This is a genomic window from Bacillus sp. ATD, assembly GCF_050585765.1.
Lineage (GTDB): Bacteria > Bacillota > Bacilli > Bacillales > Bacillaceae > Bacillus > Bacillus stercoris.
In genome coordinates, this window is sequence record NZ_JBOBQH010000001.1 from 774,182 (window position 1) to 797,744 (window position 23,563).

Here is a 23,563-nt window from a genome sequence, read left to right on the forward strand (position 1 = left end):
AGGATTTATATGCAGGAAATAGTCGGATACTTAGTAAAAAATCCAGAAGTTTTAGATGAGGTCATGGAAGGCAGAGCCTCTTTATTAAATATAGATAAGGAACAATTGAAAAGTATAGTTGATGCCTTTAGAGGGCTGCAAATTTATACAAACGGTAATTGGGTTCCTTCGTGAGGCTTTAATAAATGAAGGCATGGTACAACAAAGTTTCAATTATTTTGATTTTAGTCAGTTTAGTCTATGTAACTTATTTAACGTATATAAGTTCGAGTAAACTTTTAGTAGGTGCAGCAGTAGCCGAAAATCAAGACAATGAAGTCGTAATAACAAATATTGAGGAATTTTCTACGGCTTATTACTCAGGCATACAAAAAGGGGACGTCATCAAAAGTATCAATAATCAAAAAGTTAAGCGTCCTCTTGAAGTTCAAAAATATAATTCAAACCATGTGAGTTCAATAGTCGTCGAGAGAGATGGAGAAAAGGTTAGAATTAAGCCTGATTTAATGAATGATGGGAATTTTACTACTTTTGTTATCCCGCTAATATTTTATATAGCCTGTCTATTTTGTTGTTTCTTCATTCTAAAAATAAATGAATCGAAAAAACTACTATCTGCTTTGATTTTAATCGTTTTCTTGTTATCAGCTTCTTTAGCATACTTAAGTGCGGGCGGATCTGCAAAGGGGGATTGGTTAAGCAGATGTATAATGGTATTCACTTTAACATCTGTAATGTTTAACTATCTTCTTTTCTTGTATCAGTATTTTAAAGAACTAGGCACTGTGTTATTTAACAAAAAAGTTTTTATACTATATGCAATTCCAATACTAAATCTAGTTTTTGAATTGTTGCGAACTCAGCTTTTCTTTAGACATTATGTGCCTAAAATAAATTTACTTTCGTTCTTTATTTCATTTATAATCGTGAGCGTATATTTTGGATCTATTTTAATTAAAAGTAAGGATACTGAACAAGCACATATTATAAAAGTTCTTACCATAATTAATATCTTATCTTTTTCGCCGTTTTTGTTTTTATATATTATACCTTATGTATTCTTAAGCACTGATGGGATTTCTTCTTTTATAGCTGCTTCATTTATGTTCCTAATACCATTTTCTTTGGTTTATCAATTTATGACAAATAAAATTTATAATGTGGATTTTATTTTAAGTAGGTTAAAATATTATGGAATATTAGCATTAACGCCCACAATTATTTTAGTTACGGTATTTGAGTTAATAGGAAATCCAGCTGGAGATTTCTATTATTTTAGACTGGCGATTCTGATATATATTATTATGGTGGCTGTTTTTTATTATAAAGAAGTACTTGATTTCAGATTTAGATTAAAAAGGGTCTCGGAAAAATTCAATTATCAAGACAGTATATATAAATTCACGCAGATGATTAGAGACTCAACTTCCTTGACTCAAGTATTTGAAGAACTGAAAAATACTATACTTGAAGTCTCTCTTGTTAGCCGAGCACATGTATATGAAGTTTCAGCTGACGCAAGTATTGAACTATATGATGATGCGAACGTAAATTCAATTGAAAAAGTCTATCAAAAAGAATTTAGAAAAGTAACATCCGAAATAGGGAAAATCGTTGAATTTAATAAAGGTTTTGTCATGAAGATAGGTGAACGCGGTGGGAAATCATTTGTAATGCTTTGTTTATCTAAAATGAATACGCCCCGTCTTACACTTGAAGAACTTTCTTGGCTGAAAACATTGGCTTTTTATACAAACGTATCGATCGAAAACGTCATGAAAATTGAAGAACTGATGAGTCATTTAGAAGAAATAAAACAACAAGAATCCAACCCCGTATGGCTCAAAAAACTCATGTACACGATCGAGGAAAAACAACGCTCCGATCTCGCCCGCGATCTCCACGATTCGGTTCTTCAGGACTTGATTTCCTTAAAACGCCAGTGTGAGCTGTTTTTGGGTGATTTTAAAAAGGATGACAATCCGTGCCGTGAAGAAGTGCAGGACAAGCTTGTACAGATGAATGAGCAGATGTCAGATGTGATTTCGATGACGAGGGAGACGTGTCATGAGCTGAGGCCGCAGCTTCTGTATGATCTTGGATTGGTGAAGGCGCTGTCGAAGCTGGTGGCGCAGCAGCAGGAGCGGGTTCCGTTTCATATCCGTTTAAATACCGGCAGATTTACGGCTTCCCTTGATCTGGATTCGCAGCTGAATTTATACCGGATCATTCAAGAGTTTCTGTCTAATGCGGTCAAGCACTCTCAGGCGACGGATGTGCTGATTATGCTCATCAGTATACAAAACAAAATTGTTCTTCATTATGAGGATGATGGCGTAGGGTTTGACCTTGAAAAAAATACTGAACATTCCATGAGCATGGGGCTTTCTGGCATTAAGGAGAGAGTCAGGGCTTTAGATGGGCGCCTTCGGATTGAAACGAGTGAAGGAAAGGGCTTTAAGGCTGATATTGAAATCGAATTGTAATAGATTTATAACGGAAACGACTTGGCACAGGCCAAGTCTTTTTTATAAAATGGAAAAGAGTGAGTAAAAGGGAGGAAAACATGAAAAAGATACTAGTGATTGATGACCATCCGGCTGTCATGGAAGGCACCAAGACAATTTTGGAAACGGATTCGAATTTGTCTGTTGATTGTCTCAGTCCTGAACCGAGCGAACAGTTTATCAAGCAGCATGATTTCTCGTCATATGATCTCATTTTAATGGATCTGAATTTAGGCGGCGAGGTCAATGGGATGGAGCTTTCTAAACAGATTTTACAAGAGAATCCTCATTGTAAAATTATCGTGTATACCGGTTATGAGGTCGAGGATTATTTTGAGGAAGCGATTCGTGCGGGTCTGCACGGTGCCATCAGCAAAACGGAATCTAAAGAAAAGATCACCCAATACATATACCACGTACTCAACGGAGAAATTTTAGTCGATTTTGCTTACTTTAAACAGCTGATGACTCAGCAAAAAACAAAGCCGGCTCCTTCCTCTCAAAAAGAACAAGATGTGCTCACACCTAGAGAATGCCTGATTCTGCAAGAAGTTGAAAAAGGATTTACAAACCAAGAAATCGCAGATGCCCTTCACTTGAGCAAGCGGTCCATTGAATACAGCCTGACATCGATTTTTAATAAGCTGAATGTCGGTTCCCGGACGGAAGCGGTTTTGATTGCGAAATCAGACGGTGTACTTTAAATGTTGGGGGTGTAGATGATGGATATGAAGCATACATTGCTTGAAGCGCTTGGTATTGAGATTGTTGAAAACACTGCTGAACGATGCGTTGCGGTCATGCCGGTGGATCATCGGACGGTACAGCCGTTCGGATATTTGCATGGAGGCGCTTCAGTGGCCCTGGCGGAAACCGCGGCGAGCGCAGGTGCACAGAACTTGATTGATCATACAACGCAAGCTTGTGTTGGTTTGGAGATTAACGCCAACCATTTAAAATCTGTTAAGGAAGGAACGGTAAAGGCGGTAGCCGAGCCCGTTCATGTAGGCAGAACGACGATTGTCTATCATATTAACATATATGACGAGCAAGAGAGGTTAATCTGTATATCCAGATGCACGCTGGCTGTCATCAAGAAATAAAAAAACAGCCGGAACTCTGCCTGTCCGGCTGCTTATTTTTATAAATAAGAATCCTTTTTTCGTTTTATCACAAAGTTTCTGATTCCGTTATAGTCATCCTGTACACTTCTCTCATCAAGCTTGACGCCGGAGTTATACGCAGCACGGCAGATCAAGTGTCCGCCGATAGGCGACGTAATAAAGATAAAGAGAATCCCAAGCAGGATTTTTGCGGAGAGTTCCCCTGACACAAACCACAAATAGAAGAAGACACCGAGCAGAATCATATTGACCCCCAATGTTGAGCCTTTAGAAGCAGCATGAGAGCGTGTAAACACATCTGGAAGGCGAAGCACTCCGAATGATGCAATGAGGCATACAAGAGCGCCAAGCAATATGAATACAGCCACAACGACCTTAGCGGTTTCGATCATTTTCGATAATCTCTCCTTTCTCCAGGAACTTGGAAAATGCAATTGTTCCGATAAATGATAAAATCCCCAGCAGCAAAATAATATCCAAAAACGCACTTGTTTTCAGCAAAATGGAGACAAGCGCCGTGATCGCGATCAGATTGATGCCGATAGCATCCAGAGCCACGACCCGGTCGGGCACAGTCGGCCCTTTAATGACACGAATGACATACAAAAAGGTAGACACTGCCATAATGCCGAGCGCGATTTGCAGGATCAGCGTAAACATCAGCGGCTCACCTCCTGTATGGCTTTTTCAAAAGACTCCCGAATATCAAAAATCGCTTTTTCCGCATCCTCGATATCCATTGCATGAATATAAAGTATTGTTCTGTCATCAGAAATATCCATCACCAAGGTTCCCGGCGTTAATGTAATGAGCAGGGAAAGCAGGGTGATTTCCCAATCTTTCGTCAGTTCAGTTTTAAAAGCAAAAATGCCCGGTCTGATATTCATTTTTGGTGATAAAACGGACTTCATCACGCTGACATTGGCAAGGTACAGTTCCTTTATAAAAATGAAACAGAGCTTGATGATAGAAAACATTTTCCATAGATAAAACTGGCGAGTGAAAAAGCGCCGGAAGAAAAAGAGAGAGAGCATTCCCAGAATATAGCCTGTAATGAATCCTGCGGCGCTTGGACTGTTGCTTAAGAACATCCAGCAAAATGCGAGAAACACATTTAATAAAATTTGAAATGCCATGCGATCTACTCCTTCAGAACAGCTTCAATATATTTTTCCGGATTCAGCAGCGTCTCGGCCGCTTGATCAACGTAAGGCGACACCCATTCTGTACCCAATCCGAAGAGAAGAGACAGCAAGAGAAAAATAGCTGCCGGATAAAGAAGCCCTTTAGCTGTTCGATGATTTGGTTTTGGCGTTTCTTTTTCTTCGCCCCAAAACGCATGTATAAAGATCCGCAGCACAGAGTACAAGACAAGCAGACTCGAAAGCAGAATCAGCATGGATATCGTAAATTCACCTTCTGCGAAGCCGCCCTCCGCAATTTTAAATTTGCCGACAAATCCGCTCAGTGGCGGAATGCCAGCAAGAGAAATAGCGGAAATGAAAAACATCCATCCAAGAACAGGATAGCGTTTGATCAGTCCGCCCATTTTATGCAGGCTCGCAGTTCCAGTCAATGCGATCAGCGTGCCCGCCAGCATAAACAAAGCGCCCTTAATCAGCATATCGTGAATCAGATAATAAATGGCGCCTTGAATGGATGCGGGGGTGTGTACTGCCACACCAAACAAAATCACGCCGACAGCGGTAATAATGTTATAGATCACAATTTTCATGACATCTGAATAAGCGAGTGAACCGATTACACCAAAAATCACAGTCAGCGCCGCCAGCCAAATCATCAGCTGATGGGTAAAGGCTGTATCGTGAATAAAAATCAATGTGAAAACCCTCGTAATCGCATATAATCCGACTTTTGTCAGCAAAGCGCCGAACAATGCGGAGATTGCCGCCGGAGGCGCGTAATAAGAGCCTGGAAGCCAAAAGTAGAGGGGGAAGATTCCGCCCTTCATGCCAAATACCAAAAGCAGCAGGACACCAATCACAGTGATCAGCCCGGTTTGTCCAGATTCAGTGATTTTTACGCTAAGATCCGCCATGTTTAACGTGCCTGTTACCGCGTATAAAAACCCGACACCTATGACGAACAGGGCAGACGATACGATATTAAACACAATATATTTAAGGGATTCCCGCAGCTGAATTTTTGTGCCGCCTAATACAATCAGCATATAGGAAGCAATAAGCAGAAGCTCAAAAAATACGTACATATTAAATAAATCGCCTGTTAAAAACGCCCCGCTGACGCCGGCAAGCAAGAACTGTACGCCAGAGTAATAAAAGGAACGCTCACGTTTTTCACCGACGGAACGGAAGGAATAAAGCCCAACCAATAAACCGATGACCGCTGTTGTGAGAACGAGCAGACTGGCGAATTGGTCTGCGACGAGCACAATGCCGTACGGTGCTGTCCAGCCGCCTAAGCTAAGTGTTTGGATACCTTTTGTGAAGACAGTCTGTACAAGTATGCCGCTGATCACAATCCCGATAGCCGATGCCGCAGTGCTGAAGATCCGCATGAGCATAAGATTTTTTGTCATGAAAATCAGCAGAATGGCCGACAGAAGCGGGATCAGGATTGGCAAAATAACAAAATTATTCATGTTGATCATTTCCCCTCATTTGATCCATATCGTCCGATTTCAATTCCTGATAAGCGCGAAAGGCCATGACCAGGATGAATGATGTAACGCCAAATGAAATGACAATTGCCGTCAAAATCAGGGCTTGCGGAAGCGGATCGACAAATGATTTGGCATGCTCGCTCAATATCGGAGCGGCGCCTTTCTTTAATCCTCCCATAGTCAAAAGCATTAAATGAACGCCATGGCTTAACAGTGCTGTTCCGATAATGACGCGAAGCAGGCTTTTAGACAGCAGCAAATACGTAGCAGCCATAAAAATAATACCGGCTAATACAGCCATTAAGATTTCCATTATTCTTCCTCTCCAATCGTTTGAATAATGGTCATCGTAATGCCTACGACAACAAGATAAACGCCTAAATCAAATATCGTCGCCGTGGCGAGCTCCGTTTTCCCAAAGATCGGCAGCTGAAAGTATCCGAATGTGTGGGTTAAAAAAGGAGCCCCGAAGACAAAGGAGCCAACGCCTGTTAATACAGCGAGCAGAAGGCCGGCTCCCGCGACATAAATGAAATTAACCGGCAAAAGGGAGCGCACGGTTTTTAAATCATATGCCAGGAGCAATAGAACGATGGAAGAGGACGTGATCAGTCCGCCGACAAAGCCTCCTCCGGGCGCGTTATGCCCTGATAAAAATAAATAGAAAGAGAAAAGCAAAATGATAAAGGATACAAGTTTTGTCGCAGTCTGAAGAATTAAGTCATTTGTTTTTTGTTCATTCACCGCTTTTCCCCTCCTCTTTTACTTTTGTTTTAATCATGCTGTAAATGCCGAGAGCGGCTATTGTTAATACCGTAATTTCAAACATTGTATCAAATCCCCTGAAATCAACGAGGATGACATTGACGACATTGTCCCCTCCGCCGAGATCGTGGCTGTGTTTTACAAAGAAGGATGCAATGCTGTCTTTTGTCCGCTGGCTTGAGGATGCGATGCCGAGCAGAGTAACGATCGTCCCGACTCCTAAAGAAATGATAAAATTCGTCATCCGGAACGTTCTCGTTTTTGTTTTCAATCTCAGTTTCGGCAAATGATAGAAGCAAAGCAGAAACAGTGCCACAGAAATCGTTTCAATGACAAGCTGAGTCAATGCCAAGTCCGGCGCTCTGAAAATGACAAAAAACAATGCAAGCGCATAACCGACAACACCAAGTGAAATGATCGCCGTCAGTCTTGACCTGGCAAAAACAGTCGCCACTGTGGCGCTGATCATGACAAGCGTCAAAATGATTTCGTATACGCCGATTTTAGCCATGCCTTCTGTTGTAAAGGAAAATCCGCCTTTGATGACAAAAGCTCCGCCCATCAGAATGATGAAACCAGCGAAAATATACAGCAAGTAATCCCTTAAAAACCCGGTCATATATTGTTTTGTGACCCGATAAGAGCCTTTCTCCATCAGAGTCAAAAGCTTATCGTATAACCGGTTGAGTGTGAGTTTTGAAGGAAACAGTTTATAGATTCCCTTCCACTTATTCAGCGATAAATAACCGATTGTTCCGATCACAACAATACCCGCAGTCATGAGCAATTCCGTTGTAACCCCATGCCACTGTGAAATGTGAACGTGGAATTTCTCATGGCCGTCCAGCAGTGTCGGATAGATTGAGTTCATCGCAGGCTCTATCAGGCTGTACGACAAGATATTTGGGAAAAAGAAGAGACTGACAGCCAAAGCGACAAGAATGACCGGCGATACGAGCATGCCGACAGGCGCTTCGTGAGCCGGTTTTTCAAGCTGCTCAGGCTGGTAATTTCCTCTGAATGTTTTAAACAGCAATTTCATGCTGTAGATAAACGTAAATACACTTCCGATCCAGGCGAGAACAGGGAACAGAATGCCCCATGTCTGCACGTTGAACAGATCAAAATGTGCTACGCGAAGCATGCTTGTGAAAAACATTTCTTTACTCAAGAATCCGTTAAACGGCGGAAGTCCGGCCATTGAAAATGTTCCGATTAAAGAAATGGTAAACGTAATCGGCATAATCGCCATCAGGCCGCCTAGCTTTCGGATATCCCGTGTGCCTGTTTCGTGATCGATAATCCCGACTGCCATAAACAAGCTTCCTTTAAAGGTAGCATGGTTGATTAAATGGAAAATGGCAGCCATGGCGGCAACTGTATAATATTCTGTATGGCCGTAATGAAGGGCTGCAGCGCTGGCTCCGAGCATAGAGATGATCATACCGAGCTGGCTGACGGTTGAAAATGCCAAAATCGATTTTAAATCAGTTTGTTTCACGGCATGGAATGAGCCCCAAACCATCGTAAAGAGCCCGACGAGGGATACGATCCAAAACCATTGGGCTGAAAAGGCGAAAATTGGACTGAATCTCGCAATTACATAAATGCCGGCTTTTACCATAGTGGCTGAATGGAGATAAGCGCTGACAGGCGTCGGAGCTTCCATCGCATCAGGGAGCCAGATGTAAAAAGGAAATTGCGCGGATTTCGTAAATGCACCTAATAAAATGAGAATCATAGCCGGGATAAACAAATCGTGACCGGCAATTAATTGAACCTGATGAATCATCTCTCTAATACTGAAGGAATCCGTTATCAAATAAAGGAGAATAAATCCGCCAAGCATGCACAGCCCGCCGCTGACCGTAATCAAAAGTGATTTGGCGGCGCCGTAGCGCGACTTTTCTCGCTTATACCAATAGCCGATCAGCAAAAAGGATGAAAGGCTTGTAAGCTCCCAGAACATGTAGAGAACCATGACATTGTCTACAAGAACAACGCCGAGCATGGCGCCCATAAACATCAATAAGTAGACATAAAAGGGCCCAAGCTGTTCTTTTTCTTTCGATAAATAAAAAATACTGTAAAGAGTGACCAAAGAGCCGATGCCTGTGATCAGCAAGGCGAATAATAACCCGAGGCCGTCTATATAAACGGTAAAATTAATGCCGAGTGAAGGAATCCACTCTAATACCGACCGAAGTGTTTCTCCAGATTGTGTCATCCTGATCATGGGGAGAAAGTATATAAACAGCAAGACGGGCAGGACTAACACAAACCAGCCCGTATGCACTCTTTTTGCGTATTTTGCCAAGAATGGAATGATAAAAGCAAATAAAAAAGGCGATAAAATAGCAAAATGTAAGAGCTGCAAAGTAAGACCTCCTTTTTCTCGTTCTCAATTGAAAAATGCGCTATGTATGAAATATACGGTCAAACGACCTAGTCCAAATTATATCGCACTTTTCTGCAAGCTGCCACGCTTCGAACTGCTGAAATTGATTTTTATGAGTTCTTTTGACCTCAAAATAAGTCTAACAAAAAAGAGGTTATTTGTATATTTAAAATCATTCCTGATCAAGCTGAATGTAAGGAGCTGGTCATGTGAAGAGAAAAATAGTGATGTGCTCAGGTTTATTCTGCTCAGTATTTACAGGGGCATTCATGTTGAATCAATATGACGGGCGCAGCGGTGTGGCTGCTCGTGATGAGTGGGAGCTGTATTTACTGGAGCATCACCTGTCAGCCAGAATGAGTGAGACGGAATCAAAGGATCTGCCGTTTGGTCCGCGAGAGTATATTCGGATTGTAAATAGATAAAAAAGAGTTCCGTATAAAACGGAACTCTTTCTGTTTATGAAGTGAAAAAACGAAGCAGCACTGTCGCGCAAATCACTGTGCCTGCACCGCCGAGACGTGTTGAAATTTGGGCAAACGGCATAAGGCCCATTCTTCCTGATGCTGATAAAATGGCAACATCACCCGTTCCGCCGAGACCGCTGTGGCAGCAGGTAACGATTGCGGATTCAACCGGGTACATGTTCATCAGCTTGCCCACAAAATATCCAGAACTAATCATCGCGATTACAACTGATATACAAATGATGACAAACGGAATAGAAATCACAGACGCCACGTCATCCAACGGAATAAAGAGGATGCCGAGACCGACCATGAGCGGCCATGTAAAGCTTGAAGAAATAAACTTATAAAGCTGGTAAGCGCCTTCTTCCATTTTTTTCGGAAGAATATTCGCATACTTGACAGCCGCAGCTGAAATAATCATTAAGATCGCGCCTGGAATGAAGATGAACTTCTCCAATAACCCGCCGAAAATAAAGAATGTACACGCGAGCAGAACTCCAGCTCCCATGAGTTTGAAATCAATTTTTGCTTCGGCTTCTTTTTGATTAAAAATCTCATTTGCTTTTTTAGATTTTACGAGGCGTCCGTTCCCATTAAGATCTGGACGCTTATCGCCAAGCTTTTTCATTAAGGCTGCACATATGATAGCAAAAACGTTTCCTATAATAGCGGCTGGGACCAGCTGAGACACAAACACATCAGCGGATGAGCCCAGTATTTGTGAATAGGCGATTGAAAGCGGCAAAATTCCTTCACCTATTCCCCCGGCAATAATCGGGACAACCACAAAGAAAAAGGAATCATAAGCACTGTAGCCAAAAATAAATCCGACAAGAATGCCGGCTGCAACGGCCGCGATCGTTCCTGCAACCAGTGGAACGAACATTCTGATAAACCCCTGTATTAAAACAATTCGATTCATACCGAGGATACTTCCCACTACAAGGCAAGCGATATAGAAATAAAGGAAATTAGACGTTTTCATCAAGTTGGTTACAGCGTCTAAAGATGTTGAATTCAGTACATTGTAAAAGACTAAAAATGAAGGAACAAATAAAGATAAGATAGCAGGGCCGCCAATATCCTTCAATATCGGTATACGTTGGCCTATGTCTCCAAGAAATACACCAAGAATCATGATGATGGCAAACCCGCCAAGCATATTTGCCGGCAGCTCATTGTAATAGGCTGCAAGAATAATAATAACAGCTAATACTGTGTATAATGGCAGAGGAATCACACCGATTTCCCAAGCCCAGATTTTTTGAAACAGGTTTTTCCCCTGTGGGTCTTTTTGCTCAGGTGAAATTGTCCCCGTTTTTGGAATTGCTCCCATGTCATACACCCCCATGTATTGTTTGTTACAGTCTACAAGAAAGCGTTAACACTTCATATTTTTTTAAGTTAAAAAACCAATAAACAATTAAATTAAGGGGGTCTTTTGAATTAGAAAAAACCCTGAGAAGCATCTTCCCAGGGGAGAATGTTTTATCTTTTTCCTTTAATATAAGGCACACCATTGGCTTTTGGCGCATCTGCCCGCCCGATAAAGCCGGTTAAAGCGAGGATTGTTAAGACATAAGGGGCCATCAGCATATACACATTTGGTATGTCTTTAAAAAGAGGGAGCAGCGATCCAATGATGCTTAAGCTTTGGGCGAATCCGAAAAACAGGGCGGCCCCCAGCGCTCCAATCGGATGCCATTTTCCAAATACAAGCGCTGCCAGTGCGATAAAGCCTTGTCCGGAGATGGTAGAGTGCGTAAAATCAAGCGCAATCGTAGAAGCATATACGCCGCCGCCGAGACCTCCAAACAATCCGCTGATCATCACGCCGATATAGCGCATTTTATATACGTTGATTCCCATCGTATCGGCTGCCATCGGATGCTCTCCGACAGAACGGATACGGAGGCCGAACGGCGTTTTAAACAAGATAAACCAAGAAAGAAAGGCAAGTGCTATTGCAAGAATAGACGTATAATAAACATCCGAAAAGAAGATCTTTCCCAAAACAGGGATATCGCCCAAGCCAGGAATTTTTGTCTTATAAAAAGGCTCTGGGATTTTGTCTGTCTGCGCTTTGCCGTAGATCAGCTTGACGATAAATAAAGTTGCCCCAAGCGCCAGCATGTTAATGGCGACACCGCTGACTGTCTGGTCGGCGCGAAATGAAATCGCCGCTGCCGCGTGAATCAGTGAGAACAGTACGCCTGCTGCCATGGCGGCGAGGAGTGAAAGCCATGGTGCGGAGGCACCTAATTCCTGGCCTAAAAATAAATTAAATAACACGCTGGTGAACGCCCCGATAATCATGAGGCCTTCTAGACCGATATTCACAACACCTGATCTCTCGGAGAACACGCCGCCGAGAGCAGTTAAAATAAGCGGGGCCGCATAAACGAGTGTGGCTGGGACAATGATAGATAAAATCTGCACAAAGTCCACTTAATTCGCCCCCTTTTTCTTCAATTTGCCCATGACAAAACGAATCGCATAGCTTGAAGCCACAAACAGAATAATAATGGCAATCACAATGTCGACAACCTCTGATGGGACGCCTGATTCAATCGGCATATTTAACGCGCCGATTTTCAGCCCGCCAAGCAGGCATGCTGCCAGTACAACGCCGATGGCTGTGTTTCCCCCGAGAAGAGCGACCGCGATACCATCAAAGCCTACGCCGGTAAATGCGCCTTTCACTGCTGCGTATTCGAATGTTCCCAGGCCTTCCATAGCTCCGGCAAGTCCTGCAAAAGCACCGGAGATAAGCATGGAGGTCATGATATTCTTTCGCACGCTCATGCCGGCATACTGGGAAGCGTGCTGGTTAAACCCGACGGCCCGGAGCTCAAATCCCTTTGTTGTTTTGTTGATGATAAACCACATGATAACTGCTGCGAGAAGGGCAACGATGATTCCAAAATGCAGCCGTGAGTAATCGGTGATCTGTTCAAGAATCGGAGAGCGGAGGGAGGCGGATTCTTGAATTTTTCCCGTCTTATCTTGATGATCTGTCAAGACGTTTGAAATGATGTAATTGGTCATATGCAGTGCGATATAATTCATCATAATGGTGACAATGACTTCATGAACATAGAAGCGCGCTTTCAAAACGCCGGGAATAAAACCCCATAATCCTCCTGCAGCTGCCGCTGTAAGCAGTGCGAGCGGCAAGTGGATATATGCTGGTCCGTCAAACGCCGTACCGACCCAAACAGCTGCTGTCCAGCCGACGAGCAGCTGGCCCTCCACACCGATATTAAAGAGTCCGGTTCTGAATGCAAAGGCGACAGCCAATCCGGATAAGATATAAGGCGTAATTTGCCGGATGGTTTCACCGACATAATAGATTTCTCCGAATATCCCATTCCACAAAGCTGAATATCCGCTGATCACACTGTAGCCGCTCGCAAGCATAATCAGCGCTCCGGCTGCAAGACCGAGAATGATTGCGATGAGCGGCACGAGTAAATGAGAGAGTCGTTTAACCATTTGCTTTCCCCGCTTCCTTTTGCGTGCTTCCTGCCATCAAGAGACCTAGCTCCTGTTCGGTGGTGTCCTGCGGATTGACACTGGCGATAATGCGTCCTTCAAAAATAACGGCGATTCTGTCACTGAGATTCATAATTTCTTCAAGCTCAAACGAGAGGAGAAGAACGGCTTTCCCGGCATCACGCTGTTCAATGAGCTTTTTATGGACAAATTCAATGGCTCCGACATCAAGGCCTCGAGTCGGCTGGGCGGCGATTAATAAATCAGGATTTCGGTCTACTTCCCGCCCGATAATCGCTTTCTGCTGGTTTCCGCCTGACAATGCCCGCGCGTGTGTGTATTCATCCGGCGTTCTGACATCGTACTCGCTGATCAGGCTGCGCGCTTTTTTGTACATTTCGCCTTTATGTAAAACGCCCAATGCTGAATACGGCTTTTTGTAATAGCTTTGCAGCACGATATTCTCTCCGATTGGAAAATCAAGGACGAGACCGTGTTTATGGCGATCCTGAGGAATATGCCCGATTCCGGATTCAGTGATTTTTCTTGGCGTCAGGTTTTGGATCTGTTTTCCGTTTAAGGTGATGGTTCCTGAATCTGTTTTGCGGAGTCCTGTTATCGCTTCAATCAGCTCCGATTGCCCGTTTCCGTCGACGCCGGCTATGCCGAGTATTTCTCCAGCTTTGACAGAAAGCGACAAATTCCTGACCATCTCAAATCCGCGGGTATCCTTTACAGTGATGCCGTCAATCGCAAGCACTTCCACTCCCGGCTGAGCAGCTTTCTTTTCGGTTTTGAACGATATCTCGCGGCCAACCATTAGACTGGCGAGTTCGTCTTGGTTTGTATCACGGACATCAAGGGTTTTGATGCCTTTTCCTTTGCGGATAATCGTAACGCGGTTACAAATCTCCATAATCTCTTTCAGCTTATGGGTGATTAAGATGATAGACTTCCCTTCATTGACCAGGTTCTTCATAATTTGCATCAGTTCCTTGATTTCATGAGGCGTCAAAACAGCCGTCGGTTCATCAAAAATGAGAATGTCGGCACCGCGGTAGAGGGTTTTTAATATTTCTGCGCGCTGCTGCATACCGACTGATATGTCAGCTACTTTTGCTTCTGGATGGATCTGCAGGCCGTATCGATCGGAAATGTCCTGTACCTCTTGGACTGCACGCTTCCGGTCAATTCTGCCAAACTTTTTTGGCTCTTTCCCGAGAATAATATTTTCAGCAACTGTAAAGGTGTCAACAAGCATAAAGTGCTGGTGCACCATTCCAATACCAAGGTCATTCGCTTTGTTCGGACTGTTGATGTGCACCTTCTCGCCGCGCACCCGAATGTCACCCCGCTCCGGCTGATATAGCCCGAAAAGGACATTCATCAATGTTGATTTCCCCGCTCCGTTTTCACCGAGCAGCGCGTGTATTTCACCTTTTTTGACTTGAAGATTGATATTGTCATTGGCGACGATACCAGGAAACTCTTTGCGGATATTGAGCATTTCAATGACATATTCCATTGATTGACCGCTCCTTTATTCAAAATAAAAGAAAAACAAGGGATAAGGGCTCGACCTCCTTATCCCTGCAATTCTTATTCAGCTTTGAAGGTTTTCAGCTCTTTCTCAGTTGCCGGGACTTCCAACCCATCGATGATTTTTTTCTTCCATTTATCGACCTCTTTGATCACATCATCCGATAGATTTTGTTTAGATGGAGAAATGCCGACTCCGTCTTGATCAAGCCCGTAGGTAAGTGTTTTGCCACCCGGGAACTTTCCGTCGCTCGCTTTTTTCGTTAAATCTTCAACCGCTGTATCTACTTTTTTAACCATGGAAGTGAGGGTGACATTATCATCAGTTCCTTCTACCTGGCCTTCTGCATATTGGTCTTTATCAACACCGATGACCCAGACATTGCGTTTTGGATCTTCTTTTTTCAGGTTTTTCGCTTCAGTAAAGACACCTGTGCCGGTGGCTCCTGCTGAGTGATAAATAACATCTACACCTGATTTATACATGCTTTCGGCGGTTGCTTTGCCGACATCGGCTTTATCGAAACCCCCTGCATATTTCACTTCCACAATGGCTTTAGGGCTTACAGCCTTCACACCGGCACGGAAGCCGACCTCGAATTTTTTGATTAACTCTGATTCCATGCCGCCTACAAAGCCGATTTTTCCTGATTTGCTTGATAGGGCTGCGGCCACTCCGACGAGAAAGGAGCCTTCCTGTTCTTTAAACGTAATACTTGCGACGTTGTCTTTATCGACAACAGCATCTATAATCGCAAAGTTTGTATTTTTGCGCTGATCAGCAATTTCACTGATTGAATCCTCCATTAAGTAGCCGACGCCGTAAATCAAGTCAAAATTTTCACGTGCCAATTTATTTAAGTTCGTTGTATAGTCTGCATCAGATTTGGATTGAAGGTAGTCATAACCGTTTTTTCCTTTTTTCAGACCGTTTTCTTTCCCGAAGGCTTGGATGCCTTCCCAGGCCGATTGGTTGAAGGATTTGTCATCCACTCCGCCTACGTCAGTAACCATCGCTACACTAAATTTGTTTTTGCCTTCGCCGGAGCCGCTGCTTTTTTCACTGTTTCCGCATGCTCCTAATATGGTGCCTGCTGCGACCACAAGGGACATCGCCAATCCGATTTTTCGTTTATTCAAGATATAACCCCCCAGAAAAATTTGGTTCAAAGCTGATCCGGCCAGTCATGTGATGGGCTGTCCTGAACAATTTCTTAGAATAGATAAAATTTTCTGATAATAACAAATGGAATGCGCTGAGACAGTTCTATTCTTCCCTGAATAGGCGTGGTGTGAGTATTTCCTTCGAAAGGCGGGGAAGAGAAGGATGCGGAAGGCGTTCCGGGCGGAAAACCGTGACATCTTTTTCTGAAGTAAGACTTATGACTTAGTTTTTCGGGATCAACTAACCAATCATAATTTATCATTTAACTTATAAGAAATAAATAGAAATTTGCACAATTTTTTTAAAAGTATATATTTTTAGAATTATTTGCTCAAAAATAGAAAAACCTTTATTATTTTTGTATAACTTACCAACAATACAATCAAGCGTCTTGGCAAGAGATATGACAAAAAAACGCACTGCTCGGAGCAAGCAGTGCGTTTTTTTATAGATATTGTTTTATTCCGTTAAGGTTACTGTTGTTTACGTTGTACTGAAACACTGGTCTTCCAATCGTTCCGTACGCCATTTCTACATTCAGGACCTGTATATCTTCAAGAAATTTTAAGTATTTTCGTATGGATACTTGAGAGATTTCTGTGTGCTTTGCTAAGTCCTCTGTCGTAAAAGATTCATTTTCAAATGACTGGATACTGGACCAGATCAGCTTCAGCGTGCTTTTTGTCAGGCCTTTAGGAAGCTGTACTTTTTCTGTTGCTTCTTTCTTTTGAAAAAGCTCGGCGTCCAGTTCTTTTTGACTCATGTTGCGATGGGTTGAATACACCTTTTGTTTTCGTCTGTAATCAGACAGAGCCGTTTGGAAACGTTCAAATTCAAACGGTTTGATTAAATAATCGACAGCTCCGTAACGAAGTGTTTTTTTGATCACGTCAAGCTCGCTGGCCGCTGAGATGACAATCACATCAACCGCTTCATTTTGGGCTCTCAATTCCGTCAGCAGTTCCAGCCCGTTTTTCCCCGGCATATAAATATCAAGCAAAATGAGGTCGATATGATGCTCGCCTAAGATATGCAACGCGCTTTGAAAGGAAGAAGCGATGCCTTTCAGCTGAAAGCCATCTATTTGGCTTAAGTATCGTTTATTTAATTCACCCACCATGGGGTCATCTTCAACTATTAGTACATTAATCATGATTTTCCTCCTTCGGTTCGTACGGGATGCGAATACTGAATGTCGTTCCTTCATTCTTTTCGCTTGTGAGGATCATTTGGCCCTTTAAATTTTCGATGCTTTGCTGTGTGAAATAAAGGCCGAATCCCCGGTTTTTGCCCTTTGTTGAATAGCCTTGTTCAAATACTTTGGCTTGGTCTTCTTCTGACATGCCTGCTCCAGTATCGGTAATTTCAATGTCCAGTATGCTGTTATGAAAGCGCATGGACATGGTGATTTGTTTTTTCGGCATATCGGCAACGGCGTCCAGGCCATTGTTGATGAGATTTCCGATAATTGTAATGAGTTCATGGATGACAGATGGGTCTGCCGCGTTCGGGATGACACCGTTGCATTCAATATCAAGATTTGCACCCTGCTCACGTATGAAGCTTTGCTTTCCGAGCAGAAAACCGGCCAGTACGGAGCTTTTGACATCATTTATAATTTCACTTGTTTCTGATTTTTGCTGTATGGCTATATCTTTAATATAATCTCCAAGATCATCATACTCTTTCAGCTGGACGAGACCTAATATCACATGCAGTTTGTTCATAAATTCGTGAGACTGCGCTCTCAGTGCGTTTGCATACATTTTAACACCTGATAGCTGTTCAGCTAAATGTTTTACCTCGGTCTTGTCTCGGAATGTCGCAATCGCTCCGACAGTTTGTCCTTTCAGCTGGATAGGAACTTCATTAAACACAAGCTCCAACCCGTTAATGCGGACGTCTCTGTCTTGAAGGGGTTTTTTTGTCTCAATAACCTTTTTCAAGCGGCTTTTCGGCAATATGTCATCTACATCCTGATCAATGGGATTTGTGTTGATGCCCATTTTGACGAATAGGCGCTTTGCTTCCGCGTTGGCAAGTTTGATTTTGCCGTGTTCATCGACAGCGAGTATTCCTTCCTTCGTCGATTCCAGCATCGCGCTCCGTTCTTCAAGGAGAGTCGCAATTTCATAAGGTTCAAGTCCGTACATGATATTTTTTACCGTACGGGCGACGATAACAGCTCCGATTACACCGACGAAGATGCTGACGCAGATAATGAAGTAAAGCGGCCGTAAGCTATGGCTGATCACTTCATCAATTTCATTTACGGTGATGCCGACCGCGACTGCACCGACCTGTTTTCCATTCTCCGCGTAGACAGGGACGAACGCTCTCTGCGATTTCCCGAGCGTACCAGAGGCTGTGCTGATATGGACATGCCCATTTAAAACCTCGGATTCATCGCCGCCCCTGAATTTTTTTCCGATTTTGCTCGGGTCAGGATGGGTTTTGCGAATACCGTTCATATCCATGACGACAACAAATTCCGTGCCGGTGATTTTCTGAACCCGCTTTGTGTAGCTCTGCAGTTCCTTTTGTTTTTTTCCGCTTTCTAAAGCAGCGGCTGTCATCGGCGCTTCTGCTACCATTTCAGCAGTCTGCAGCGCAGTGGCCTTTTCCTGGTCTCTAATCCGTTTGGTCGTTTGGGCACCGACTGTGAAAAATGTAATGAGCAATGCGATTAATACAACGATACAAACAAATATGGTGAGTCTGGTTTGCAGTTTTAATGTTTTTTTCATATAAAACTTCCTTACGTTTTATGATTCCTGCGTACTACTTTACTCTCAAAATGCTGCTTTGTGAAGATTTGGGACCGTAATTCGTAAAAAGGAGAAAAAATGGAATAATTTATCTTGTCAATGTGTTTTAAGTCCTCCATAATAAATGAGGTAGATTATAGAAAGGGACTTTTTTATATGAAAAATACTTATTTGACAGGATATTTTCCGCTGATTGCGATCCTGCTTTTTAGTTCGTCCTTATCCATCTCAACTTCACTTTATGCGTTGAAGATGCTGTCTTCATTTGGAATGTACGATGGAATGCTCGATTATTTTTCAGAGAAAGGGATCAGGCTTGCGTTATTTGCTGCCTTTGCACTTTTATATTTTATGGTTCTGTCCGCTCTGAAATTGATAGCAAATACCGTGACTGAGCTGTCATTGCTGTTTTTTGCTAATGATCCGGAAGGGAACAACCTGAAAAAACTCAGAATGGGTTCCATGATTTATTTGGGCGGCGGGATTTTATCCTTTGTGCTCTTGCAAAATGTCATTTGGATTGTGATCTGGTTTGCGGTCGTCACGCTCGCTTACTTTGTGTTTACCGTATACCGGATTTATTCGACGCTTTCTCTCATGTCATTAGTTGGATTCATTCTATTGGAACTGCTGTTTTGGTTTACCTTTGTTATCGGTATTCTGTTCATATTTATCAAGCTTTATAATAGCATAATGGCTAGCTTACCTGTGTAAGCTAGCCATTTTTGCGTATCGGCAAACCCTTGCATTCGCGGTCAGTCCTAAGCATCAAGACTCTATACGCAATGAAACGGCGTCTGGAATCCTCAATCATCACATCCAATCTGCTCCGCTCACGCTGATAAGATGACAAAATCCTAAAACGAAGCCGTTTTAGGATTTTGTCGACACTCTGTGATGGCTAGCTTCCTAGCCATTTTTTTATGGTAAAAATCTTTTTTTAATAGAAGGGGAGGGGAGCATACATTCATTTTTTTTGCCAAACCACTTATAGCGGTTTTTGGCAATGAAAGAATAGACCATATCTCTGACAGGCTTCGGCACGGCGAAAAACAGGACGAAGAGCCGCCATGGGCCTCGCAGATGCCTGAAAACCTTAATGGCTGCAGTTGATTTTGTGTACACTTGGCCATCTTCAATAAAGACAAAGCTGTCAAACCGATCAGTCGGAAGCCCGCTTTTTTTCAGCAGGCTTTGTCCTGTTTCCGACTGCAGCGATGTGAAAGAAATCAATCCGTCCGGATCGCGTTTGATGATAAATTGCACGGCGCCATTGCATAAATTGCAGACGCCGTCAAACAGCAAAACGCGATTTGGAATTTGTTCTGAAGTCACCTGAGATCCCCTCCGATCCTTTAATATGCCGCTTGCAGCGTTCCTTTCCAGATGGAAAGCTGAGGGCTGATGCTGTGAAGATATTCAACGCTGGTCGGTGTATCCTTTCCGACCCAAACCCCCATTGTATACGTATCTGTCAGGCCGACAAACCACATATCGTGATAATCATTTGACGTACCGGTTTTACCGCCGATGTAAGGCGCATTGAAATATGCTTTTTTCCCTGTTCCGCTTTTCACAACGGAAGACATCAGTTTTTTCAGCTGCATGTTCGTGCGTACGCTGAATATTTGAGTCGCTTTATCATTCCATTTATAAAGCGTTTTTCCTTTAAGGTCTGTCACCTTTGTAATCGCATGGCTCGGCGTATAGCTTCCGCTGTTGCCAAATGTCGTATAAGCCTTTGTCATCTCAAGAGGCGTCATGCCGTTTGTAAATCCGCCAAGCGCCGCCGGAAGAAGATAATCGCTGTTGACAAGTTTGGCAAAATGATACGGCTCAATATAACTGAATGCCTTTTGGATGCCGACGCGGTCGAGCATTCTAATGGCCGGTGTATTATAAGAATTTTTAAACGCCGTATCAAGCGTTACTGTGCCGTACGTGCGGTTATTGTAGTTTTGCGGACAGTAATCTTTGCTGCAAAACTTGCTGGCATCAATGGTGCTGCTTGCTGTCGCTCCGGTCTGTTCAATATAAGGGCCGTAATCAAGAAGCGGCTTAATGGATGAACCCGGCTGTCTGTATGCCTGGTAGGCACGGTTAAAATCATATTTTTGATAGTTTTTCCCGCCGGACAGAGCAATGATTTGATGCGTCTGGTGATTAATCACAGCCGCTCCGCCCTGCACGCCCGCATACGGGAGCTTAGAATTCATTTGTGCCACAACTTGATTTTGCATGTACGGATTAAGTGCAGTATAAATTTTCACGCCGTCTTTCATCAGAGTGCTGACTCTTGCGGACAGCTCATTCTCGATTTTTTCTTTTTGTTTTCCTGACGCTTTTTGAAGGCGTTTATCAAAGCCTTCTGATTCAGACACCAGCTGAGTGAATTCATCGTTAACGTAGGAAACGTAGTCAGGATATTTGTCTTCTCTTTTTTCAACATCCAGTTTGATTTTTTGTTTGACGGCTTTTTTCAGCTCTTTGTCTGTAATGACCCCGGCATCTTTTAGCCCTTTAAGCAAACGTTCTTGACGGCTTTTCGTGTAGTCAAAATGCTTGAGAGGATCATATAATGTAGGGTTATTAGGTATAGCACAGATAAAAGCCATTTCTCCCACTGTGAGAGATTTCAACGGTTTGCTGAAATAGAATTGAGCCGCTGAACCGACGCCGTAAACACCATTGTTGAAATAAATAGTATTTAAGTAAGCTTCAAGAATTTCATTTTTCGTATACTTTTTCTCAAGCTGATAGGAATACGCGAGCTCTGTCAGCTTGCGGCTGAAGGAGCGTTCGTGGCTCAAATACAAGTTTCTTGAAAGCTGCTGTGTAATGGTGCTGGCACCCTGGTCAATTTTCTTGTCTTTTACGTTAGAAGCAGTTGCCCGCACCATTCCCATAAAGTCAAAGCCTTTATGCTCGTAAAAATGTTTGTCCTCAGACGTTAAGAAAATCTGTTTGACTTCCTCGGGAATCTTGTCAAATGGAACGAGCACGCGGTTTTCGTGGTCGCTGACGATTTCCGAGACAAGGGAGCCGTCCCTGTCATACATGTAGCTGTTCTGAACAAGGCTGATATCTTTCAGATTAATATTTTTATCAAGCACCTGATCCAGGGACTTCATTTGTTTGACTTCTTTTCCGGAAGCGATAACTGTAAATGCAAACAATGGGATTATGCAAAGGAGCAAAATCCATCCGATTATTTTTCGTAACATGGTCACTCTCTTTTCTCCTAAATTCTAGCCATATCGTACCATTCTTTTGAGATTACGAGAAGGTTAAATTTAGAAGATTCCTCAGTTTTTTATCGGAATCAGCTTGCTTTGGCGTAGGAATCCTTCTGGAGTTTCGGCATGATCCAAAGCATACAGGCGCCGGCGAAAAAGAGAAACGCTGTGACATAAAAGGTGGCCGAAATCGTAAAATGGCTCGATATGATTCCGCCGAGAAGAGGCCCGAGCACGTTTCCTAAAAAGCGAAAGCTGACATTGTAGCCGAGTACTTCTCCTTGAATGCTGCCGGGGGCCTGAACGCGGATCGCTGCCGTGATGCATGGCAGCAAACCGCCCATCGCCATTCCGAACAAAAATCTGAAAACAAGGAGAACGCTGAGTGAGGACGCGAGCGCCTGCGGAATAAAAAAGAAAGAAGCGGCGAGCAAAAGTCCGATTAAAATGCGGCGGTGGCCGTAGCGGTCGCCAAGATCACCCCATTTTCTAGCCAGAAGCAAACTTCCGAGTCCCGTTGCTGAAAATGCCATGCCGGAGAAAAAGGCAAGATTGACAGGCCCGTGCAGCTCATTTACATATAAAGCGAGCAGCGGCTGGATACTGAAATTGCCAGTTTGGATCAGCATGGTTAACAGCATCATGACCCACAGCGCCGGCTGGTGAAAAATATAGGAGAGCACTTCTTTTCTCGAGTAAGACGTACGTTTGGCTGTTTTCTCTGCAAGAGGTTTTTCTTTGACGCCAAATAATACGAGAAGAACAGATGAGAAAATTACAAAGGATGTGATAAAAAAGGTATACGTAAAGCCGAAACGATCAGCAAGCATGCCTCCCAAAAGCGGGCCGAACAAGCTTCCGGACACTTGCCCCATTTGCAGCGTGCCAAGTGTTTTGCCGGCTGAGCTCTTCGGAGTCTGTGCCGAAATCATCGCAAGAGATGTCGGGATGAATCCGGTTACAAGACCCATTGCCATACGCAGAAAAAACAATTGGTACACCGATGTAACAAAGCCCATTAAGAAAATGCTGAGGGCAATGCCTGTTCCGGTTGCCATAAGGATTTTCTTGTATCCGCGTTTGTCTCCGAACCGTCCCCAAAACGGGGATACCAAAAACGCCATGAGAAATGTAATGCCGAACACATAGCCGCTCCATCTTTGCACAAAGCCGTTTGAAAAAGAGCTGAGCGACTCAATGTATAAGGAGAGAAAAGGAACGATCATCGTAGTGCTAGCGGAAACAAAAAAGTTCGCCAGCCATACAATGACAAAGTTTTTCTTGCGGGTAGAAATAACATCACCTTCTTATTATTTCGGGTTCCTTACTAATTATAAAGAAACGATTCACAATTTAAAAGAAACAAAGCGGCTGGGAAAATTCATTATTTTTAGAAAATGAAGAAATGTCGAGAAGGGGAATTGATATACTATAAAGATAGCATTTTCTGAT

Annotated in this window: 24 protein-coding genes; 7 read left to right on the forward strand and 17 right to left on the reverse strand. The window is 43.2% G+C overall.

Annotation, left to right across the window (positions count from 1 at the left end; genetic code table 11):
- The first annotated feature begins 9 nt into the window (after positions 1–9).
- The 4 genes from comX (at position 10) to ACQXR1_RS03920 (ending at position 3,610) form a co-directional block, all read left to right on the forward strand.
- Positions 10–174, forward strand: a complete 165-nt coding sequence (comX, locus tag ACQXR1_RS03905; protein ID WP_014665191.1) for a competence pheromone ComX — start codon at positions 10–12, stop codon at positions 172–174.
- A gap of 11 nt (positions 175–185) precedes the next feature.
- Positions 186–2,486 carry a histidine kinase gene (locus tag ACQXR1_RS03910; RefSeq protein ID WP_014665190.1) on the forward strand — a complete coding sequence of 767 codons (2,301 nt, stop codon included), beginning with the start codon at positions 186–188 and terminating at the stop codon, positions 2,484–2,486.
- A gap of 80 nt (positions 2,487–2,566) precedes the next feature.
- Positions 2,567–3,211: a two-component system response regulator ComA gene (comA, locus tag ACQXR1_RS03915; RefSeq protein ID WP_003220716.1), complete on the forward strand. Its 645-nt coding sequence runs from the start codon at positions 2,567–2,569 to the stop codon at positions 3,209–3,211.
- Positions 3,212–3,229: 18 nt separating this feature from the next.
- Positions 3,230–3,610 carry a hotdog fold thioesterase gene (locus ACQXR1_RS03920; RefSeq protein ID WP_103030926.1) on the forward strand — a complete coding sequence of 127 codons (381 nt, stop codon included), beginning with the start codon at positions 3,230–3,232 and terminating at the stop codon, positions 3,608–3,610.
- 38 nt (positions 3,611–3,648) lie between these two features.
- Here the strand turns inward: ACQXR1_RS03920 and mnhG are convergent, their stop codons facing one another.
- Genes mnhG through ACQXR1_RS03955 form a run of 7 tightly spaced genes read right to left on the reverse strand, consistent with a single transcriptional unit; the run spans position 3,649 to position 9,417 of the window.
- Positions 3,649–4,023, reverse strand: coding sequence for a monovalent cation/H(+) antiporter subunit G (gene mnhG / locus ACQXR1_RS03925; RefSeq protein ID WP_014665188.1), 375 nt, complete (start codon positions 4,021–4,023; stop codon positions 3,649–3,651).
- Positions 4,007–4,291 (reverse strand): Na(+)/H(+) antiporter subunit F1, encoded by a 285-nt coding sequence (locus ACQXR1_RS03930; RefSeq protein ID WP_003228814.1) that lies wholly within the window; start codon positions 4,289–4,291, stop codon positions 4,007–4,009. Before ACQXR1_RS03930 ends, mnhG begins: the two co-directional genes overlap by 17 nt.
- Positions 4,291–4,767: a Na+/H+ antiporter subunit E gene (locus ACQXR1_RS03935; protein WP_014665187.1), complete on the reverse strand. Its 477-nt coding sequence runs from the start codon at positions 4,765–4,767 to the stop codon at positions 4,291–4,293. The genes ACQXR1_RS03930 and ACQXR1_RS03935 overlap by 1 nt, the downstream gene beginning before the upstream one ends.
- Before the next feature lie 5 nt (positions 4,768–4,772).
- Positions 4,773–6,254 carry a Na+/H+ antiporter subunit D gene (locus ACQXR1_RS03940; protein WP_095431803.1) on the reverse strand — a complete coding sequence of 494 codons (1,482 nt, stop codon included), beginning with the start codon at positions 6,252–6,254 and terminating at the stop codon, positions 4,773–4,775.
- Positions 6,247–6,588, reverse strand: a complete 342-nt coding sequence (locus ACQXR1_RS03945) for a Na(+)/H(+) antiporter subunit C (RefSeq protein WP_003220730.1) — start codon at positions 6,586–6,588, stop codon at positions 6,247–6,249. Before ACQXR1_RS03945 ends, ACQXR1_RS03940 begins: the two co-directional genes overlap by 8 nt.
- Complete coding sequence (locus tag ACQXR1_RS03950; protein WP_014665185.1) at positions 6,588–7,019, reverse strand: Na(+)/H(+) antiporter subunit B; 432 nt, start codon at positions 7,017–7,019, stop codon at positions 6,588–6,590. The genes ACQXR1_RS03945 and ACQXR1_RS03950 overlap by 1 nt, the downstream gene beginning before the upstream one ends.
- Entirely contained in the window at positions 7,012–9,417 is a 2,406-nt protein-coding gene (locus ACQXR1_RS03955; protein WP_014665184.1) for a Na+/H+ antiporter subunit A, read from the reverse strand. Before ACQXR1_RS03955 ends, ACQXR1_RS03950 begins: the two co-directional genes overlap by 8 nt.
- A gap of 230 nt (positions 9,418–9,647) precedes the next feature.
- Between ACQXR1_RS03955 and ACQXR1_RS03960 the strand changes: the two genes are divergently transcribed.
- Positions 9,648–9,863: a hypothetical protein gene (locus ACQXR1_RS03960; protein ID WP_040081973.1), complete on the forward strand. Its 216-nt coding sequence runs from the start codon at positions 9,648–9,650 to the stop codon at positions 9,861–9,863.
- Positions 9,864–9,897: 34 nt separating this feature from the next.
- On the opposite strand, the gene maeN is transcribed toward ACQXR1_RS03960, so the two are convergent.
- The 7 genes from maeN to maeL form a co-directional block, all read right to left on the reverse strand.
- Positions 9,898–11,244, reverse strand: a complete 1,347-nt coding sequence (gene maeN, locus ACQXR1_RS03965; protein ID WP_069840239.1) for a sodium/malate symporter MaeN — start codon at positions 11,242–11,244, stop codon at positions 9,898–9,900.
- A 152-nt stretch (positions 11,245–11,396) separates the two neighbouring features.
- Complete coding sequence (gene nupQ / locus ACQXR1_RS03970) at positions 11,397–12,356, reverse strand: guanosine ABC transporter permease NupQ (protein ID WP_069840238.1); 960 nt, start codon at positions 12,354–12,356, stop codon at positions 11,397–11,399.
- Positions 12,357–13,403 carry a guanosine ABC transporter permease NupP gene (gene nupP, locus ACQXR1_RS03975; RefSeq protein ID WP_014665180.1) on the reverse strand — a complete coding sequence of 349 codons (1,047 nt, stop codon included), beginning with the start codon at positions 13,401–13,403 and terminating at the stop codon, positions 12,357–12,359.
- Positions 13,396–14,928, reverse strand: a complete 1,533-nt coding sequence (gene nupO / locus ACQXR1_RS03980) for a guanosine ABC transporter ATP-binding protein NupO (protein WP_430771760.1) — start codon at positions 14,926–14,928, stop codon at positions 13,396–13,398. Before nupO ends, nupP begins: the two co-directional genes overlap by 8 nt.
- A 74-nt stretch (positions 14,929–15,002) precedes the next feature.
- Complete coding sequence (gene nupN / locus ACQXR1_RS03985) at positions 15,003–16,082, reverse strand: guanosine ABC transporter substrate-binding protein NupN (RefSeq protein WP_430771761.1); 1,080 nt, start codon at positions 16,080–16,082, stop codon at positions 15,003–15,005.
- 470 nt (positions 16,083–16,552) lie between these two features.
- Complete coding sequence (maeM, locus tag ACQXR1_RS03990; protein WP_014477821.1) at positions 16,553–17,260, reverse strand: two-component system response regulator MaeM; 708 nt, start codon at positions 17,258–17,260, stop codon at positions 16,553–16,555.
- The gene (maeL, locus tag ACQXR1_RS03995) at positions 17,253–18,854 is read right to left on the reverse strand and encodes a two-component system sensor histidine kinase MaeL (RefSeq protein WP_103750151.1); all 1,602 of its coding nucleotides are present in this window, start codon (positions 18,852–18,854) and stop codon (positions 17,253–17,255) included. The genes maeM and maeL overlap by 8 nt, the downstream gene beginning before the upstream one ends.
- A 177-nt stretch (positions 18,855–19,031) precedes the next feature.
- On the opposite strand from maeL, the gene ACQXR1_RS04000 reads away from it, so the two are divergent.
- Positions 19,032–19,589, forward strand: a complete 558-nt coding sequence (locus ACQXR1_RS04000; RefSeq protein ID WP_003228837.1) for a YufK family protein — start codon at positions 19,032–19,034, stop codon at positions 19,587–19,589.
- A 207-nt stretch (positions 19,590–19,796) separates the two neighbouring features.
- Here ACQXR1_RS04000 and ACQXR1_RS04005 read toward each other — a convergent pair whose 3' ends face one another.
- From ACQXR1_RS04005 to ACQXR1_RS04015, 3 genes are all read right to left on the reverse strand, one after another.
- Positions 19,797–20,210, reverse strand: a complete 414-nt coding sequence (locus ACQXR1_RS04005; protein ID WP_003228839.1) for a thiol-disulfide oxidoreductase DCC family protein — start codon at positions 20,208–20,210, stop codon at positions 19,797–19,799.
- A 20-nt stretch (positions 20,211–20,230) separates the two neighbouring features.
- Positions 20,231–22,105 carry a transglycosylase domain-containing protein gene (locus ACQXR1_RS04010; RefSeq protein ID WP_080478269.1) on the reverse strand — a complete coding sequence of 625 codons (1,875 nt, stop codon included), beginning with the start codon at positions 22,103–22,105 and terminating at the stop codon, positions 20,231–20,233.
- A 92-nt stretch (positions 22,106–22,197) separates the two neighbouring features.
- On the reverse strand, positions 22,198–23,406 hold the full coding sequence (locus ACQXR1_RS04015; protein WP_080488053.1) for a multidrug efflux MFS transporter: 1,209 nt from the start codon (positions 23,404–23,406) through the stop codon (positions 22,198–22,200).
- Between ACQXR1_RS04015 and ACQXR1_RS04020 the strand changes: the two genes are divergently transcribed.
- Positions 23,309–23,512 carry a hypothetical protein gene (locus tag ACQXR1_RS04020; protein ID WP_014665172.1) on the forward strand — a complete coding sequence of 68 codons (204 nt, stop codon included), beginning with the start codon at positions 23,309–23,311 and terminating at the stop codon, positions 23,510–23,512. The two genes, ACQXR1_RS04015 and ACQXR1_RS04020, sit on opposite strands and share 98 nt — an antisense overlap.
- Positions 23,513–23,563 lie beyond the last annotated feature (51 nt).